This window comes from Phocaeicola plebeius, from assembly GCF_003437535.1.
In the GTDB taxonomy this organism is placed as follows: Bacteria; Bacteroidota; Bacteroidia; order Bacteroidales; family Bacteroidaceae; genus Phocaeicola; species Phocaeicola plebeius_A.
The window spans coordinates 18,528-35,282 of sequence record NZ_QSQT01000031.1; the positions used below are offsets into that span (position 1 = coordinate 18,528).

General features: G+C 47.4%; 15 protein-coding genes and 3 tRNA genes. 13 read left to right on the top strand and 5 right to left on the bottom strand.

Annotated features, from left to right (window positions below; translation table 11 throughout):
• Positions 1-177 precede the first annotated feature (177 nt).
• Together DXD04_RS13710 and DXD04_RS13715 are read left to right on the top strand one after the other, a co-directional pair.
• Entirely contained in the window at positions 178-1,272 is a 1,095-nt protein-coding gene (locus DXD04_RS13710) for a Nif3-like dinuclear metal center hexameric protein (protein WP_117673806.1), read from the top strand.
• Positions 1,273-1,278: 6 nt separating this feature from the next.
• A complete protein-coding gene (locus tag DXD04_RS13715; RefSeq protein WP_007558331.1) occupies positions 1,279-2,070 on the top strand; it encodes a zinc ribbon domain-containing protein in 792 nt (263 codons plus the stop codon).
• A gap of 67 nt (positions 2,071-2,137) precedes the next feature.
• On the opposite strand, the gene DXD04_RS13720 is transcribed toward DXD04_RS13715, so the two are convergent.
• Positions 2,138-2,587 (bottom strand): type I restriction enzyme HsdR N-terminal domain-containing protein, encoded by a 450-nt coding sequence (locus DXD04_RS13720; RefSeq protein ID WP_117673807.1) that lies wholly within the window; start codon positions 2,585-2,587, stop codon positions 2,138-2,140.
• Between the two features lie 204 nt (positions 2,588-2,791).
• On the opposite strand from DXD04_RS13720, the gene DXD04_RS13725 reads away from it, so the two are divergent.
• From DXD04_RS13725 to DXD04_RS13745, 5 genes are all read left to right on the top strand, one after another.
• The gene (locus DXD04_RS13725; protein WP_007558324.1) at positions 2,792-3,568 is read left to right on the top strand and encodes an AMP nucleosidase; all 777 of its coding nucleotides are present in this window, start codon (positions 2,792-2,794) and stop codon (positions 3,566-3,568) included.
• A 10-nt stretch (positions 3,569-3,578) separates the two neighbouring features.
• On the top strand, positions 3,579-4,595 hold the full coding sequence (gene holA, locus DXD04_RS13730; protein ID WP_117673808.1) for a DNA polymerase III subunit delta: 1,017 nt from the start codon (positions 3,579-3,581) through the stop codon (positions 4,593-4,595).
• 708 nt (positions 4,596-5,303) lie between these two features.
• Positions 5,304-5,753, top strand: a complete 450-nt coding sequence (locus DXD04_RS13735) for a helix-turn-helix domain-containing protein (protein WP_117673809.1) — start codon at positions 5,304-5,306, stop codon at positions 5,751-5,753.
• A gap of 94 nt (positions 5,754-5,847) precedes the next feature.
• Positions 5,848-6,624, top strand: coding sequence for a dihydroorotate dehydrogenase electron transfer subunit (locus DXD04_RS13740; RefSeq protein WP_117673810.1), 777 nt, complete (start codon positions 5,848-5,850; stop codon positions 6,622-6,624).
• Complete coding sequence (locus DXD04_RS13745) at positions 6,612-7,523, top strand: dihydroorotate dehydrogenase (protein ID WP_117673811.1); 912 nt, start codon at positions 6,612-6,614, stop codon at positions 7,521-7,523. Before DXD04_RS13740 ends, DXD04_RS13745 begins: the two co-directional genes overlap by 13 nt.
• 252 nt (positions 7,524-7,775) lie before the next feature.
• On the opposite strand, the gene DXD04_RS13750 is transcribed toward DXD04_RS13745, so the two are convergent.
• Together DXD04_RS13750 and trmD are read right to left on the bottom strand one after the other, a co-directional pair.
• The gene (locus DXD04_RS13750; RefSeq protein WP_131200977.1) at positions 7,776-8,267 is read right to left on the bottom strand and encodes a hypothetical protein; all 492 of its coding nucleotides are present in this window, start codon (positions 8,265-8,267) and stop codon (positions 7,776-7,778) included.
• Between the two features lie 44 nt (positions 8,268-8,311).
• Positions 8,312-8,992, bottom strand: a complete 681-nt coding sequence (gene trmD / locus DXD04_RS13755; RefSeq protein ID WP_022053273.1) for a tRNA (guanosine(37)-N1)-methyltransferase TrmD — start codon at positions 8,990-8,992, stop codon at positions 8,312-8,314.
• A gap of 73 nt (positions 8,993-9,065) precedes the next feature.
• On the opposite strand from trmD, the gene ligA reads away from it, so the two are divergent.
• Positions 9,066-11,066, top strand: coding sequence for an NAD-dependent DNA ligase LigA (gene ligA, locus DXD04_RS13760; protein WP_117673813.1), 2,001 nt, complete (start codon positions 9,066-9,068; stop codon positions 11,064-11,066).
• Positions 11,067-11,179: 113 nt separating this feature from the next.
• Positions 11,180-12,073 (top strand): 4-hydroxy-tetrahydrodipicolinate synthase, encoded by an 894-nt coding sequence (dapA, locus tag DXD04_RS13765; protein ID WP_007558307.1) that lies wholly within the window; start codon positions 11,180-11,182, stop codon positions 12,071-12,073.
• A gap of 128 nt (positions 12,074-12,201) precedes the next feature.
• Here the strand turns inward: dapA and DXD04_RS13770 are convergent, their stop codons facing one another.
• The gene (locus DXD04_RS13770; protein WP_117673814.1) at positions 12,202-12,705 is read right to left on the bottom strand and encodes a thioredoxin family protein; all 504 of its coding nucleotides are present in this window, start codon (positions 12,703-12,705) and stop codon (positions 12,202-12,204) included.
• 178 nt (positions 12,706-12,883) lie between these two features.
• Entirely contained in the window at positions 12,884-13,753 is an 870-nt protein-coding gene (locus DXD04_RS13775; RefSeq protein WP_117673815.1) for a PepSY-like domain-containing protein, read from the bottom strand.
• Between the two features lie 159 nt (positions 13,754-13,912).
• On the opposite strand from DXD04_RS13775, the gene DXD04_RS13780 reads away from it, so the two are divergent.
• From DXD04_RS13780 to DXD04_RS13795, 4 genes are all read left to right on the top strand, one after another.
• The gene (locus DXD04_RS13780) at positions 13,913-16,219 is read left to right on the top strand and encodes a patatin-like phospholipase family protein (RefSeq protein WP_117673816.1); all 2,307 of its coding nucleotides are present in this window, start codon (positions 13,913-13,915) and stop codon (positions 16,217-16,219) included.
• 82 nt (positions 16,220-16,301) lie between these two features.
• Positions 16,302-16,378: transfer RNA gene (locus tag DXD04_RS13785), tRNA-Arg, on the top strand.
• 27 nt (positions 16,379-16,405) lie between these two features.
• Positions 16,406-16,479: transfer RNA gene (locus DXD04_RS13790), tRNA-Arg, on the top strand.
• Between the two features lie 26 nt (positions 16,480-16,505).
• Positions 16,506-16,579, top strand: a tRNA-Arg gene (locus tag DXD04_RS13795).
• Positions 16,580-16,755: the final 176 nt, after the last annotated feature.

The window sequence follows — 16,755 nt, forward strand, 5'->3', positions numbered from 1 at the left end:
AATTCATTTTGTTTAAAGGTGTATAAGTGAGAAGCCTCGCTACGTCCGGAAGGGTGTAGCGGGGCTTTCTCATGCCCGTAAGTGAAGGAATATTCATGAAAAAATACAAAAACGAATACTTCCTGCATGGATATGTGCGCGAAAAACCCTATCTTTGCATGAAATTTTTCGCGAAATATGAAAATTAAGGAAATTGTGAATGCCCTTGAGATATTCGCGCCTCTGCCTTTACAGGACGGATTCGACAATGCCGGACTGCAAATCGGATTGACAGACGCGGAAGCTACAGGGGCTTTGTTGTGTCTGGACGTAACCGAAGCCGTGGTAGATGAAGCCATCGCACTGGGATATAACCTGATTGTATCTCACCATCCGCTCATCTTCAAAGGCTACAAGTCGATTACCGGACGCGACTACGTGGAACGCTGCATCCTGAAGGCTATCAAGAACGACATCGTGATTTTCTCGATGCACACCAACCTGGACAACGCACCGCAGGGCGTCAACTTCAAGATTGCCGAGGAAATCGGACTGAAGAACGTAAGAATCCTGGAACCGAAAGAAAACCAGCTGCTGAAACTGGTCACCTTCGTACCGCAGGCACAGGCCGACGAGGTACGTAATGCCTTGTTCGAAGCCGGATGCGGCTGCATCGGCAACTACGATTCCTGCAGCTATAACCTGGAAGGGAAGGGTACTTTCCGCGCACAGCCGGGCACACATCCTTTCTGTGGAGAAATCGGCCAGTTGCACGAAGAGCATGAGGTACGGATTGAAACCGTGCTGCCAGCATTCCTGAAAGGGAAGGTGCAAAAAGCTCTCGTCGAAGTACATCCTTACGAGGAACCGGCCTACGACTTCTATCCCTTGCAGAATGAATGGACACAGGCAGGAGCGGGCATCATAGGTGAGCTGGAAGAACCGGAAACCGAAACCGATTTCCTGCGCCGGATCAAGAAGCTGTTCGAGGTGGGCTGTGTAAAACATTCGCGCATGACGGGACGCCTCATCCAGACCGTCGCCCTCTGTGGAGGAGCAGGAGCCTTCCTGCTGCCCAAGGCCGTAAGAGCCCATGCCGACGTGTTCCTGACAGGCGAAGTGAAATACCACGACTATTTCAGCTACGAGAACGATATTCTCATTGCAGAGATAGGGCACTACGAAAGCGAACAATATACAAAAGATTTATTATATTCAATCATACGGGAAAAGTTTCCGACACTCGACGCACAGCTGACGCGTGTCAATACCAATCCCATAAAATACTTGTAGAAAACTATGGCTAAAGAAGCAAAGAAAGATCCGAATGAATTGAGTGTGGAAGAAAAGCTGAAAGCACTCTACCAGTTGCAAACCATGTTGTCGGAGATTGACAAAATCAAGACACTGAGAGGAGAGCTTCCGCTGGAAGTGCAGGACTTGGAAGACGAAGTAACGGGTCTGAGCACACGTATCGAGAAAATCAAGGCTGAAATCGAAGAACTGAAGTCAAACGTAGCCAGCAAGAAAATCGAAATCGAAACTGCCAAGGCTTCTATCGAAAAGTACAAGAGTCAGCAGGACAACGTACGTAACAACCGTGAATACGACGTACTGACTAAGGAAATCGAATTCCAGAGCCTGGAAGTGGAACTCTGCGAAAAGCGTATCCGTGAATATACAGCCGGCATCAAGTCGAAAGAAGAGGAAATCGTAAAGAGCGAACAGTTGCTCGAAGAAAGAAAGAAAGACCTGGAAGTAAAGAAGAACGAACTGGACGAAATCATCTCAGAAACCAAGCAGGAAGAAGAAAAACTGAGAGAAAAAGCCAAGAATCTGGAAGCTACCATCGAACCACGTCTGCTTCAGGCTTTCAAGCGTATCCGTAAGAACTCACGCAACGGTCTGGGTATTACTTACGTGCAGCGTGACGCTTGTGGCGGTTGCTTCAACAAGATTCCGCCTCAGAAACAGCTCGACATCCGTATGCGCAAGAAAATCATCGTATGCGAATACTGTGGCCGTATCATGATTGACCCGGAACTGGCTGGTGTAGAAACAGAAAAGCATCTGGAAACAAAAATGAAATAAGCGTCAGACTTCCGTCTGACAGCAGAAGAAGGGATTCCCGCTCAGGGGATTCCTTCTTTTTTATGCACTATAAATCTGCATAACGGGGAATGTCCGGGAGAAAATAATACGTATTCCGTGCATAGTCGATGCGGCAGCAGTAGTGACGAAGCCCGTTGCTCACCACCAGGTAATCCACCTTCAGCACCATGTTGTAACGGGTAATCTGGTCAAAGACAGCCTGCGTAATCTCCACCGAAGGAGCCTTGTATTCCACAATCATCTGCGGAGTCAGGTCGCGCCGGTAGAGCACCGTATCACAGCGTTTCTTCGTTCCGTTCAGGTTGATTTGTATCTCATTGGCCAACAGTCCTTGCGGATACCCCTTTTCCTTCAGCAGGAAATTCGTAAAATGCTGGCGTACCCACTCCTCCGGAGTCAGCGCTACATACCGGCGGCGAAGCACGTCAAATATCACGTTCTTTCCCTCTCGCTGGGCAATCTTGGCCTCAAAAGCAGGCAGGTTCAATGCAAACATAAGCGTTCTTCTATTACGAAGCAAAGATACTCCATTTTCTCAAAAGTACATAAAAGCTGAATTATTTTCCAAAAACCGAAGGTCTCCGGTAAGAGAAAATCCCAAATTCTTTTTTCTGTTTGCATTATTATTGTACATTTGCGTTTAAGGAAGATAATATCATCTTCCCAATATTTTATTTGGCAACACAAATTCTGAGAGCTAATGAAAACAAAAGAAGAAATCGTAGCAAACTGGCTCCCGCGTTATACCAAGCGGAAACTGGAAGACTTTGGTGAGTACATCTTGTTGACAAACTTCAATAAATACGTCGAAATCTTTGCCGAACGGTTCAACGTGCCCATTTTAGGACGCGATGCCAACATGATTTCGGCCCATGCAGAAGGCATGACCATTATCAACTTCGGCATGGGAAGTCCCAATGCAGCCATCATCATGGACCTGCTTAGTGCCGTACATCCGAAAGCCTGCCTGTTTCTGGGCAAGTGCGGAGGTATCGACAAGAAGAACCAGATAGGCGACCTGATTCTGCCTATCGCGGCCATCCGTGGCGAAGGAACATCGAACGATTATTATCCGCCTGAGGTGCCGGCTCTTCCGGCCTTTATGCTCCAGCGTGCCGTATCTTCGGCCATCCGTGACCACTCACGCGACTACTGGACCGGAACGGTGTACACCACCAACCGCCGCATCTGGGAACACGATGAGGAGTTCAAGAAATACCTGCTGAAGACCCGTGCCATGGCAGTGGATATGGAAACGGCGACTTTGTTCACCACCGGATTTGCCAACCACATTCCTACGGGTGCCCTGCTGCTCGTGTCCGACCAGCCCATGATTCCGGAAGGCGTGAAAACGGAGCAGAGTGACAGCATGGTGACCAAGAATTTCGTGCATGAACACGTAGAAATCGGTATCGATGCCCTGCGCATGATCATCGATGAAAAGAAGACCGTGAAACACCTGAAATTTGACTGGTAAACCGACGAAAATGGCAAAGGAAGTCACTTACGAAGAGATTGTACGCAACCTGAAGAACCGCATCTATGCGCCCGTATATTTCCTCATGGGCGAAGAGGATTACTACATCGACCGGATTGCCGACTACATCATCGATACCGTGCTCAGTGAAACGGAAAAGGAATTCAACCTGACCGTCACATACGGGGCCGATACCGATGTGGCTAACGTCATCAACGCCGCCAAGCGTTACCCGATGATGTCGGAATACCAGGTGGTAGTGGTAAAGGAAGCACAGAGCCTGAAACGCATCGAGGAGCTGGCTTTCTACCTGCAGAAGCCCCAGAAATCGACCATACTGGTGGTATGCTACAAGCACGGCAGCATTGATCGCCGGAAGAAACTGGCCGCCGAAATCGAGAAAAACGGGGTGCTGTTCGAATCGCGGAAGCTCAAGGACAGTCAGATTCCCGGTTTCATCTCCTCATACCTGAAGCGGAAGAAAGTGGAAATCGAGCCCAAGGCATCGGAAATGATGGCCGAGTTTGTAGGAGCCGACCTGAACCGTATGGCCGGCGAACTGGAGAAGCTTATCCTGACACTGCCGGAAGGCGCACGCCGCATCACACCGGAACAGATTGAGCGGAACATCGGTATCAGCAAAGATTACAACAACTTTGAGCTGCGGAGCGCACTGGTGGAAAAGGACGTGCTGAAGGCCAACAAAATCATCAAATACTTCGAGGAGAATCCCAAGAACAATCCGCTACAAATGACACTGGCCATTCTGTTCAACTTCTTCTCGAACCTGATGCTGGCCTATTATGCACCTGAGAAATCAGACCAGGGAATAGCGGCTCAGTTAGGCTTGAAAAGTCCGTGGCAGGCGAAAGAATACATGGCAGCCATGCGACGCTATTCAGGCGTAAAGGTGATGCAAATCATCCATGCCATTCGCGAATGCGACGCCCGGTCGAAAGGTATAGGCAATCCTTCCACGCCCGATGGAGAATTGCTGCGCGACTTGATTTATTTCATTCTTCATTAACCGAAACTGAATCTCTGAAAAGAGGAAAGCAATACGCTGTACAAGCGGCATACATCTGAAAAAGACCGGATGTATGCCGCTTTTTCGTTTTTCACGAGAATTGAAAAATCAGGAGGAGAATACAAATGGACGTCAAATTTTCAATTCTCACGAAGTTTCCCTACAAACGGTAAATTACAGATAGAAGTGGAAGGTACAAAATACAAATGTAATCACTTATTTGTGTAGAATTGGATGATTTACATTTGTATTCTGCCTATTTATCCGCCACAAATGTAAATTTTAGCAAACGGGTAGGGGAGATATTACACTGATACAATGCAATTTACAAGAATAAAGTGTTACTTATCTAAATGTAAACGAATAAATATAACATGCAGCTTTAAGAATCATAATACGCTGAATACCAGCATATTTTAGAATAATATCTATAAATCTGTTCAATAAAACGACCTGAAAGAGCGAATAAACTCTTATTTTTCCCATATATACACATGTATACAATTATAATATACTAATATTCAACCAAATAACCGACTAAACTAAAGTTAATTACAAATGTATTTACACTTGTATAAAAGCGTAAATGTACAATTGGAATGATGTGATTTACACTTGTAACAATGTAAATTTAGATTTATAAATTTGCATTTCTAAATTTAAAGAATTACTTTTGTAATCAACAAACAAAGCCATTTCCATTTGTATATGAAGGACCGGATTCTAAAAGTCATGCAAAAAGAGGGTTTATCGAATGCCGAATTCGCCGAAAAGATAGGCATCTCTACCTCATCACTGTCGCACATCTTCAGCGGGCGAAACAAACCCAGCCTGGAAGTCGTCATGCGCATCCATAAGGCATGTCCGTACATCAACATCAACTGGCTGCTCTACGGTGAAGGCGAAATGGAAGAAAGCGCTCCCGCCGTAACAGGCATGGACTTGTTCTCACAACCGTTCGAGAATCCGAAAAACACGACCGAAGAGCCGGCTCACTCCGATTTTCGCAAGGAGAACGAGGTTCCTACCGTGGTTTATCCGCCCAAAGAGATTATCAGAGAGGAAGTTAAGTACATCGAAAAGCCGCATCCGAAGATTACCGAAATACGTATTTTCTTCGATAACGGCACCTACGAGGTGTTCAAACCCGAAAAATAAGTCCCCGAACGACAAAAGCACCCGCCAAGGTGTTAGGCATATAAAAGGTAAATTCGTATCTTTGCGTGAAAGAAACGAATTTACCTTTTTTTATATGAAGAAATACATCTTAGATTTGACAGTCACCGAGAACACTCGCCTGCACGCGAACTACGTTCTCATCAAGCTGACGCAAGAGGCTCCCTTGCCCGAAATGCTTCCGGGACAGTTTGCCGAAATCCGGGTGGACGGTTCGCCGACTACCTTCCTGCGTCGCCCCATTTCCATCAACTACGTAGATAGAGAGAAAAACGAAGTATGGTTCCTCGTCCAGCTCGTGGGCGACGGTACCCGTAAACTGGCTACCGTACAGAAAGGCGATACAGTAAACGTAGTGCTCCCGCTGGGCAACGGATTCACCATGCCAGCTTCTGCCGACACCAAGGTGCTGCTCGTGGGCGGCGGTGTAGGTACGGCTCCCATGCTCTACCTGGGCGAAGTGCTCCTGAAACAAGGATGCAAACCCACCTTCCTGCTGGGTGCCCGCTCGAAGAACGACCTGCTCCAGCTGGAACAGTTTGAAGCCCTCGGCGACGTGTACACCACCACCGAAGACGGCAGCATGGGCGAAAAGGGATACGTCACCATGCACAGCGTACTGAAAGCACAGAAGTTTGACATGATTTACACCTGCGGCCCGAAACCCATGATGATGGCAGTGGCCAAGTATGCCAAGGCAGAGGGCATCGAATGCGAGGTGTCACTGGAAAACACCATGGCCTGCGGCGTCGGAGCCTGCCTCTGCTGCGTGGAAAAGACAGACGAGGGACATGTGTGCGTATGTAAAGAAGGTCCGGTATTTAATATAAAGAAACTATTATGGCAGATTTAAGCGTAAACATCGGTAAATTGAACTTGTCGAACCCGGTCATGACCGCATCGGGTACATTCGGATATGGACTGGAGTTTCAGGACTTCGTGGACCTGGAAAAAATCGGAGGTATCATCGTGAAGGGAACCACACTTCACCACCGTGAAGGAAACCCTTACCCGCGTATGGCCGAAACACCCATGGGTATGCTCAATGCCGTGGGATTACAGAACAAAGGCGTGCATTATTTCGTGGACCATATCTATCCGCAAATTAAGGACATCCGTACGAACATGATTGTAAACGTGTCCGGCTCACAGGTAGAAGACTATGCGGAAACGGCTTCCATCATCAACGAACTGGAAAACATCCCGGCCATCGAGCTGAACATTTCCTGCCCGAACGTGAAGCAGGGAGGTATGGCTTTCGGTGTAACGGCTCACGGAGCTGCCGAAGTGGTGAGTGCCGTGCGTAAAGTCTACAAGAAGACACTGATTGTAAAACTGTCGCCCAACGTGACTGACATCACCGAGATTGCCCGTGCCGTAGAAGGTGCCGGAGCCGACAGCGTGTCGCTCATCAACACCCTGCTGGGTATGGCCATCGATGCAGAAAAGCGTCGTCCCATCCTGTCGACCGTGACCGGAGGTATGAGTGGTGCTGCCGTGAAACCCATCGCCCTGCGCATGGTATGGCAGGTAGCTAAAGCCGTAAACATTCCGGTAGTAGGTCTGGGTGGTATCATGAACTGGAAGGATGCCGTAGAATTCCTGCTAGCAGGTGCCACTGCCATCCAGATTGGTACAGCCAACTTCATTGATCCGGCCATCACCGTGAAAGTGGCCGAAGGCATCAACGACTATCTGGACCGTCACGGATACAGTTCCGTACGCGACATCATCGGTGCACTGGAAATCTGAAAACAACACTTTTCAAGGCCCGGAAACAAGCATAAAAAAACGTCCTTGCGTTTGTCACAAAACGCAAGGACGTTTTCTTTTAAACGCAAGTGCGTTTTACCTAAAACGTAAAGGCGTTTTAAATGAAACGCACTTGTGTTTCGATTGAAATGCACTTATGATTCTGAAATACCTTCAAATGATTAAATTAACCACGCTATTCTCGTCATCTTTTAACGAGAATAATTTGCTTACTTCCTTTCCAATAGTGTTTTAAATTCCATCCTCTACATTAACATCTATCCATTTCTTTATACAAGGGAAGTATATATGAAAATTTTCCTTATTTAATTTTATTTTCTCTTCCTCTCCATTCATATACAAGATTTCAAGCAAATAAGGAAAAGCTATAACTTCTAATGGATAAATAAAAGTACCACTTGCCCACCGAGAATATGTTTTATTAGTTTCAAACGGTCCAGTAAAAAAAATCATACGATGCTTTGTGTGCTCTACATTTGCATTTACAGCACCCACAATGTCACTTGACACTGCATCTCCAACCTGATTTACACCATAATAATATACACGTACATATTTTATAGCTTTATCCGATGTAATTTTAAATTTTACATCAGTCATTTTCCGTCCAGGGCAACACCCGAAAGGAGAATCTTTTTTAAATTTAAACTTGCTGAACGAAACCTGAGAATAAGATAACATAGAAATATTCAGCAAAAATAAAATCGTTAATAGCTTTTTCATATTCCTAAGCTCTAAAACTATTTTTTGATGTTATAGATTTTTCTTTATTTCCCTTCCAGCAAATCCGGACGCAAACGCTGGGTCCGTTCAAGCGACTGCTGGAACTCCCATTCACGAATCTTCGCTTCATGGCCGGACAGCAAAATGTCGGGCACCTTCCAGCCGTTGTATTCTGCCGGACGCGTGTACACCGGAGGAGCCAGCAGGTTGTCCTGGAACGAATCGGACAAAGCCGACTGCTCATCGGAAATCACTCCCGGAATGATGCGGACAATCGAATCGGCAATCACCGCTGCCGCCAGCTCGCCGCCCGTCAGCACATAGTCGCCGATACTGATTTCCTTCGTGATGAAATGCTCGCGGATGCGGTAGTCGATGCCCTTGAAGTGTCCGCACAGAATAATCAGGTTCTGCGACAGCGACAGCGTGTTGGCCATCTTCTGGTTGAACTGCTCGCCATCGGGCGTCGTGAAAATCACCTCGTCGTAATGACGTTCCGCCTTCAGTGCGGAGATACACCGGTCAATCGGCTCAATCTTCATCACCATACCGGCACATCCCCCGAACGGATAATCGTCCACCTTACGGTAACGGTCGTACGCATAATCGCGCAGGTTATGAATGTGAATCTCGGCAATTCCTTTCTTCTGAGCACGGCTCATGATGGAGTAATTGAAGAATCCTTCAATCATTTCCGGCAATACGGTTATAATGTCTATTCTCATTTGTCTGCGATTGTTTTTTGCAAAAGTACGAATATTTTTGCTACTTTTGCATGAAACATTACGCTTTAATGTCATGACAGAAATAGAAAGAATCGACCAGCTGCGTGAAGAGTTACACACGCATAATCATAACTACTACATTCTCAATGCACCAACTATCAGCGACCAGGAATTCGACCGGCTCATGCGCGAGCTGCAGGATTTGGAGGCGAAACACCCCGAACACTACGACGAGAACTCGCCGAGCGTGCGCGTGGGCAGCGACCTTAACAAGGAGTTCCGTCAGGTGGAACACAGGTATCCCATGCTCTCACTGGGCAACACGTATTCCGAGACAGAGGTACGGGAGTTCTACGAACGTGTGCGGAAGGCACTGAACGAGGACTTCGAAATCTGCTGCGAGCTGAAGTTTGACGGTACGTCCATCTCGCTGACTTACGAAGACGGACGACTGGTGCAGGCGGTGACGCGTGGTGACGGTGTACGGGGCGACGACGTGACGGACAACGTGAAGACTATCCGTTCCATTCCGCTGCGCCTGTCGGGCGAAGGCTATCCCCGCCGGTTTGAAATCCGGGGTGAGATTCTGATGCCGTGGACGGTGTTCGAGGAACTGAACCGCGAACGTGAGCAGCGTGAGGAACCGCTTTTTGCCAACCCACGCAATGCGGCTTCGGGTACGCTCAAGTCGCAGAACTCGGCAGTAGTAGCTTCGCGCAAGCTGGATGCCTACCTATATTATCTGTTGGGCGAGGAACTGCCGCACGACGGGCATTATGAGAATTTGCAGGAAGCGGCACGCTGGGGTTTCAAGGTGTCGTCGCACATGCGCAAGGCCCGTACGCTGGAAGAGGTATTCGACTTTATCAACTACTGGGACTTGGAGCGCAAAAACCTGCCGGTGGCTACCGACGGCATTGTGCTGAAGGTAAACTCACAGCGCCAGCAGCGCAACCTGGGTTTCACGGCCAAGTCGCCGCGCTGGGCCATCGCTTATAAATTTCAGGCGGAACAGGCTTGCACCAAACTGCTGAAGGTGACGTATCAGGTGGGACGTACAGGAGCAGTAACCCCCGTAGCCAATCTGGAACCGGTTCAGCTTTCGGGTACGGTGGTGAAACGTGCTTCTCTCCACAATGCCGACATCATCGAGTCGCTCGACCTGCATCTGGGCGATATGGTGTACGTGGAAAAGGGCGGCGAAATCATTCCGAAAATTACGGGAGTGGACAAGGACGCACGTCCGGAAGGAAGCGAGAAGGTGACTTTCATCACACACTGTCCGGAATGCGGCAGCCGACTGGTACGCTACGAGGACGAAGCTGCACATTACTGCACGAACGAAGACGGGTGCCCTACACAGATAAAGGGCCGCATCGAGCACTTCATCAGCCGCCGTGCCATGAACATCGAAGGGCTGGGACCGGAAACCGTCGACCAGTTCTATCAGGAGGGACTGATTCACGATGTGGCCGACCTCTACACGCTGCAAGCAGCAGACATCTGCCGCCTGAACCGCATGGGAGAAAAATCGGCCGAGAACATCATACAGGGAGTAGAGAAATCGAAGACCGTTCCCTACGAGCGTGTCATCTTTGCACTGGGCATCCGCTTTGTGGGCGAAACCGTGGCCAAGAAAGTGGCACGTGCGTTCCGCTCCATCGACGACCTGAAATCGGCTACGCTGGACGACCTGATTCACGTGGACGAAATCGGCGAAAAGATTGCACAGAGTATCCTGCGTTATTTCCACAGCGAGAAGAATCTCCAGCTCATCGAACGCCTGCGTGAAGCCGGAGTGCAGATGGCCATCAGTGAGGAAGAGACAGCCGGACAGACCGACAAGCTGCAAGGCCAGTCCATCGTCATCAGCGGCGTATTTGCCCGCCACTCGCGCGACGAATACAAGGCACTTATCGAAAAGCATGGCGGAAAGAACGTGGGCAGCATCTCCAAGAAAACAAGCTTCATTCTGGCCGGAGAGAACATGGGCCCCAGCAAGCTGGAAAAAGCAGAAAAACTGGGCATCCGCATCGTAAATGAAGAGGAGTTTCTCGGAATGATTGGCGAATAAAGTGCCAGTCCTTTACAAATTATTTATAAAAGGCAAAAAAACGATTAAATCTATAGGTTAAATTGAAAATATTCGTACTTTTGTACACTTGTTAAAGTGATTATATTTCATTTATGATAGTAAGAAGACTGAAAGGAATGGGGGTGGCTCTGATTACTCCCTTCAAGAGCGACGGTAGCGTGGATTATAACGCGCTGGTACGACTCGTTGAATATCAGGTACAAAATGGGGTGGATTTTCTCTGTGTACTGGGTACCACTGCGGAAACACCGACACTGACTGAGGAAGAAAAAAGACAAATCAAGAAAGTGGTGATAGAACGCGTCAACGGTCGTGTGCCAATTTTGCTGGGCATCAGCAGCAACTGCACGCAGACGGTGCTCAACACGCTGAAAAATGAGGACTTCACAGGAGTGGATGCCGTACTGGTGGCCGTTCCTTATTATAATAAACCTTCACAGGAAGGCATTTACCAGCACTACAAGGCCATTGCCGAAGCTACAGATCTTCCGGTAGTGCTTTACAATGTGCCGGGACGTACCGGTGTGAACATGACGGCCGAAACAACCTTGCGTCTGGCACGCGACTTCAAGAACATCGTGGCTATCAAGGAAGCATCGGGCAACATTACACAGATGGACGATATCATCAAGAACAAACCGGAGAATTTCGACGTAATCTCGGGCGACGACGGTATTACCTTCCCGCTGATTACCTTGGGAGCCGTGGGCGTTATCTCCGTTATCGGAAATGCCTTTCCGCGTGAGTTCAGCCGCATGACACGTCTGGCACTGGCCGGCGACTACAACAATGCGCTGACCATCCATCACCAATTTACGGAGCTGTTCAAGCTGCTGTTTGTCGACGGTAACCCTGCCGGAGTGAAAGCCATGCTCAGCATGATGGGAATGATTGAGAACCGTCTGCGCTTGCCGCTGGTTCCTACCCGCATCACTACTTACGAACAGATGCGCCGCATACTGGATGAGCTGAAAATAAAATGCTAAAAAAATCACGGCAGAGTCCTGCCGTGACCGCATAAAAAAAGAGATTTCAAATCTGTACAGAACCTGTCTGATTTGAAATCTCTTTGCTTTTTGTTGTATCCAAAGTCATCTTCTTCAAAGGGCGGGCATCAATTTTCTGCCTGATGCAGAAGCGATGCCAGTTCGGAGGGAGTTACATTCTTTGCCACAATGACTCCACGGTCGTTCACTAGGTAATTGATGAATCCGTGCTTCAGGTCGTACGACTTGAATATCTCCGAATTTTCACCTTCCATTTCCTGATAGACGTTATCGCTGATACCGTCCTGGCGAACCGCAGCGTTGAATACCGACTGGTAGCGGTCGAATGAAATGGAAATCATCTCAACACGGGCGTCGTCCGAAACCACATTGTGCAGTCTGGCATTGCGTGTACGCGATGCGGCGTCGTAACTGGCCCAAAAGCTCAGCAGGATGTAATTGCCTTTTGCGGCTTGCAGGCTGAGCGGCTGCTTTTCTTTTCCGAGCACTAACTCCGGAGCCTGCGCCCCAAGCGGAAGTTTCTCGGTGGGAGTCTTTCTCTTGTCAAATGACAGAGAAATGAAGGAACTGAATACTAATACAACAAAAAACCACTTTACATTTTTAAGCATGTAATTTGATTTTAGTTAATACTATCCGGTACTGTGTCCTTACAGTGATTTCCTGCCCGGAACATTACTTCTGTGACCGGAACAGCAGGACTGCCCGGCCACGTGAATCTGGGAAATCCGTTGCAAATATACGGTTTATTTCCCTAAAAAGTTCAGAAAAGTCTAATATTTTATGTTTTTAAGCATAATTTTTAAGTTTCATCTGAAGCATCTCCCCATTTTCTGCCACGTAAACGTACTTGTCGGCCCCACGGTCTTCCACTTCTATACGGTAGTAATTTCCGGTTTCTGTTTCAAAGAAATCCACATCGTCGACCTCCATTCCGCTTCCTGACAAATCGGCCAAAGCTTGACGTACGCCTTCGGGAAGGGTACTGTATTCGCGCTCTTCTATCTCGTATGTAGTATGCATCCAGGAAAGAACTCCATCAGCCAGTTTGTAGTACACTTCTTTCTGACGGCCACCGTCGCTAATTTCCACTTCGATACCTCCTTTTTCTTCTTCAATGTCCAGAATCACAGCCTGAGGATATTTTGTCTTTACCAGCTCCTTCACCTCCGATGTCTGTCCGGGAGTTACCGGAGTATGTTCTCCCCATTCTGCTTCTTCACGAATCAGCGTGCCATCTTCCAGATAGGTAAGTTCATATTCCTTCTCACCCGATTCCACTTCAATGACGTAAATCACGCTGGCATCGGTTTTCTCAATCTTGTCCACATCATCTACTCTCCATGATGCGTATGCACCGGTTTTAAATGCATCTTGCACAGTTTGCGGTAATTGAGCAAAAGGAATGTCATATTCCGTCATCACCCATACACCGTCGGGAGTAAACCATGCTTTGTTCTCATACCCGTTATCTGCAAACTCAGCTTCATAGAACTGACCTTTTTGTTCCCAGTCCACTCTCGATACATTCGGGTATCGGGTATCAAAAGCTTCTTGCAGGTTTGCCGAAACTTGCAAACGGTCGTCATCATCTTTATCACAGCTCTGCAGGCCGACTACACCTAGTGTCATCATTGCCCAAAATACAAACTTCTTCATAATTCAGTGTCCCTTTTTTCTTTTGTTTGTGACAAAGGTCTGACACAATTCTGAAAAGATTTTGAAATAATCTGCGAAGTTGGAAAAAAAATGAGATTTCGCGTGCCCAGTCTATTTTTATCACTATATTTGGGGTACAACAACTTAGCCAATTTATATATGATATATATACACCGCATTCTTGTGATCTTTTTCTGTCTGTTTTTCTCCACTGTATCGGCTCAGAAAGTGGGACTGGTACTCAGTGGGGGCGGAGCAAAAGGTCTGACACACATCGGCATTATCCGTGCACTGGAAGAAAACAACATCCCCATCGACTATGTCACGGGTACTTCCATGGGCGCCATCATCGGTTCGCTGTATGCCATGGGCTATTCGCCGGACGACATGGAAAAGCTCATCAGATCGGAAGATTTCAAACGATGGTATTCCGGAGGGATACAGGAAAAATACATCTACTATTTCAAACGGAATCCGCCTACACCGGAGTTTATCAATATCCGTGTATCATTGAAGAATCCGCTGCACAAGGTAAAAACACAGTTTCTGCCTTCCAGCGTGGTCGACCCGCTACAGATGAACTTAGCGTTCGTGGAGCTGTTCGGGCAGGCTACGGCGCTCTGCCGGGGAAATTTTGACAAGCTGTTCGTACCGTTCCGCTGCGTAGCTTCTGATGTATACAACAAGCGTCCGATTATTTTCAAGGAAGGTGATTTGGGAGACGCCGTACGTGCCTCCATGAGTTTTCCGGGAATGTTCAAGCCCATTGAAATTGATTCCGTGCTGGCGTATGACGGAGGGATATATAATAATTTCCCGGTCAATGTAATGACGGAGAACTTTCATCCGGACATTATTATCGGCAGCGTGGTAAGTTCTAATCCGGGGAAGCCGCAGGAAGGAGACATTATCGGACAGCTGGAAAGCATGATCATGCAGAAAACGGACTATTCCGTGCCTGATTCTACAGGTATTCTCATGACCTTTAAATACGATGATGTGAGCCTGATGGACTTCAATCGTTTTGACGAGCTTCACGACATCGGCTATGAACGCACTATGGAACTGATGGATTCCATCAAGAACCGGATTCCCCGTCGTATGGACTATCGTCTGCTGGAAAAGGAACGCATGGCTTTCAAAAAGAAAATGCCTGAATTCCGTTTCCGCAATATCATCATACACGGAGCAAACGACCAGCAGAAAAAATACATCCGTAAGGAGTTTCATAGCGAAGAAGACGGGACATTCTCCCTGGAAGAGCTTCGGAAGGGATATTTCCGCCTGATGTCGTCTGACAACATGATCTCCGAAATTATTCCTCATGCAGTCTACAATCCCTACGAAAACGATTTTAACCTGGATTTGAAGGTACGTATGAAGGATGACCTCTCGCTGAGAGTAGGAGGTAACGTAGGCTCAAACGGAGCAAATCAGGTGTATGTAGGAGCCACTTATCACAACCTGAACAACTTCTCCAAGGAGTTCTCGCTGGACGGACAGTTAGGACAAATCTACAATAACCTGCAACTTGCGGGCCGCATTGATTTGCCAACCCGTCTGCCGACCTCATACCGGCTGGTGGCTTCCTTGTCTACGTTCGACTACCTGAAGCAGGAAAAACTCTTGAGCAAAGGAAATACTCCCATTTTCAACAAGCAAAAAGAAGAGTTTGTGAAGCTATTTGTCTCCATGCCTTTCCTGAGCCGCCAGAAAGCCGAATTTGGTATCGGAGTAGGCCAACTGGAGGACCAGTATTTCCAGACCAACGTCATCGATTTTACTTCAGATATACGTGATGTCAGCAAATATTCCATTTTCGGAGGTTCTGTCGCATTAGACGGAAATACACTCAACAGCCGGCAATTTGCCACCTCAGGACGCCGCGAACGACTTGCCGCACACATCTACACAGGTGTGGAGCGATATTATCCCGGAAATGAAGACCCGGCTTACACCGAAAACTACAAATACATCCAGTCATGGCTACAAATTGCTTATGAACTGGAGAAATATCATACACTGACTCCGCATTTCTCATTGGGTACCTACTTGAAGGCCTATTATTCCTCGCGTAATTTCAGCCACAATTATCGGGCTACCATGATGCAGGCCGGAGAATTTGCGCCTACGGCTCACAGCAGAATCACCTACAACGAAGCATTTCGGGCCAACCAGTTTGTGGGAGCAGGTGTATGTCCGATTTACATGTTCAACAGTGTGCTACAAGTAAGATTGGGCATGTATGGATTCGCACCGATTTTCCCCATTCGCGAAGAAAGTAACAAGGCAAGCTACGGAAAAGTGTTTTCACAGTTCGAATATATGGGAGAATTAGACCTGGTTGTCAAACTTCCTTTCGGCTCGATATGCGCCTATCTAAATCATTATAGTTCACCGAGTAAGAACTGGAATTTGGGCCTCACATTGGGCTGGCAGATATTTGGAAGCCGGTTTATGGAATAATTTTTATTGAAAAAAATCGCAGAAATATTTGGAAGTTTCGTACAAACTCCATACCTTTGCACCCGTCAAACAAAAAGGACATGGCCGCGTAGCTCAACTGAATAGAGTAGCTGACTACGGATCAGCCGGTTACAGGTTTGAATCCTGTCGCGGTCACCATTTTCTACTGAAGATTTAGAAATAATTGGCCACGTAGCTCAACTGAATAGAGTAGCTGACTACGGATCAGCCGGTTACAGGTTTGAATCCTGTCGTGGTCACTTTTCTAATCAAATTTTGAACGATTGGCCGCGTAGCTCAACTGAATAGAGTAGCTGACTACGGATCAGCCGGTTACAGGTTTGAATCCTGTCGCGGTCACAAAAAAAGCACTTCTCAAAAAGAGGTGCTTTTTTTGTTTCTGTAATTTTACTATTTGCAGCGTAATCCAAGGGATTCAGCCTATTTCAAGGTTTAGCTGAGAATTTCGGGTTAAGGTAAAATTTGGGTCAACGTAAAAACCTGAGGGATTTATTGTTTAGGCATAAATTTTAGTC

Bases quoted from the DNA above. Each gene is read 5' to 3' on its own strand.
- DXD04_RS13725 (WP_007558324.1), top strand. From the start codon at position 2,792: ATGAAAACAAAAGAAGAAATCGTAGCAAACTGGCTCCCGCGTTATACC.
- trmD (WP_022053273.1), bottom strand. From the start codon at position 8,992: ATGAGAATAGACATTATAACCGTATTGCCGGAAATGATTGAAGGATTC.
- DXD04_RS13720 (WP_117673807.1), bottom strand. From the start codon at position 2,587: ATGTTTGCATTGAACCTGCCTGCTTTTGAGGCCAAGATTGCCCAGCGA.
- DXD04_RS13770 (WP_117673814.1), bottom strand. From the start codon at position 12,705: ATGCTTAAAAATGTAAAGTGGTTTTTTGTTGTATTAGTATTCAGTTCC.
- DXD04_RS13710 (WP_117673806.1), top strand. From the start codon at position 178: ATGAAAATTAAGGAAATTGTGAATGCCCTTGAGATATTCGCGCCTCTG.
- DXD04_RS13740 (WP_117673810.1), top strand. From the start codon at position 5,848: ATGAAGAAATACATCTTAGATTTGACAGTCACCGAGAACACTCGCCTG.
- DXD04_RS13750 (WP_131200977.1), bottom strand. From the start codon at position 8,267: ATGAAAAAGCTATTAACGATTTTATTTTTGCTGAATATTTCTATGTTA.
- ligA (WP_117673813.1), top strand. From the start codon at position 9,066: ATGACAGAAATAGAAAGAATCGACCAGCTGCGTGAAGAGTTACACACG.
- DXD04_RS13780 (WP_117673816.1), top strand. From the start codon at position 13,913: ATGATATATATACACCGCATTCTTGTGATCTTTTTCTGTCTGTTTTTC.
- holA (WP_117673808.1), top strand. From the start codon at position 3,579: ATGGCAAAGGAAGTCACTTACGAAGAGATTGTACGCAACCTGAAGAAC.
- dapA (WP_007558307.1), top strand. From the start codon at position 11,180: ATGATAGTAAGAAGACTGAAAGGAATGGGGGTGGCTCTGATTACTCCC.
- DXD04_RS13775 (WP_117673815.1), bottom strand. From the start codon at position 13,753: ATGAAGAAGTTTGTATTTTGGGCAATGATGACACTAGGTGTAGTCGGC.
- DXD04_RS13715 (WP_007558331.1), top strand. From the start codon at position 1,279: ATGGCTAAAGAAGCAAAGAAAGATCCGAATGAATTGAGTGTGGAAGAA.
- DXD04_RS13735 (WP_117673809.1), top strand. From the start codon at position 5,304: ATGAAGGACCGGATTCTAAAAGTCATGCAAAAAGAGGGTTTATCGAAT.
- DXD04_RS13745 (WP_117673811.1), top strand. From the start codon at position 6,612: ATGGCAGATTTAAGCGTAAACATCGGTAAATTGAACTTGTCGAACCCG.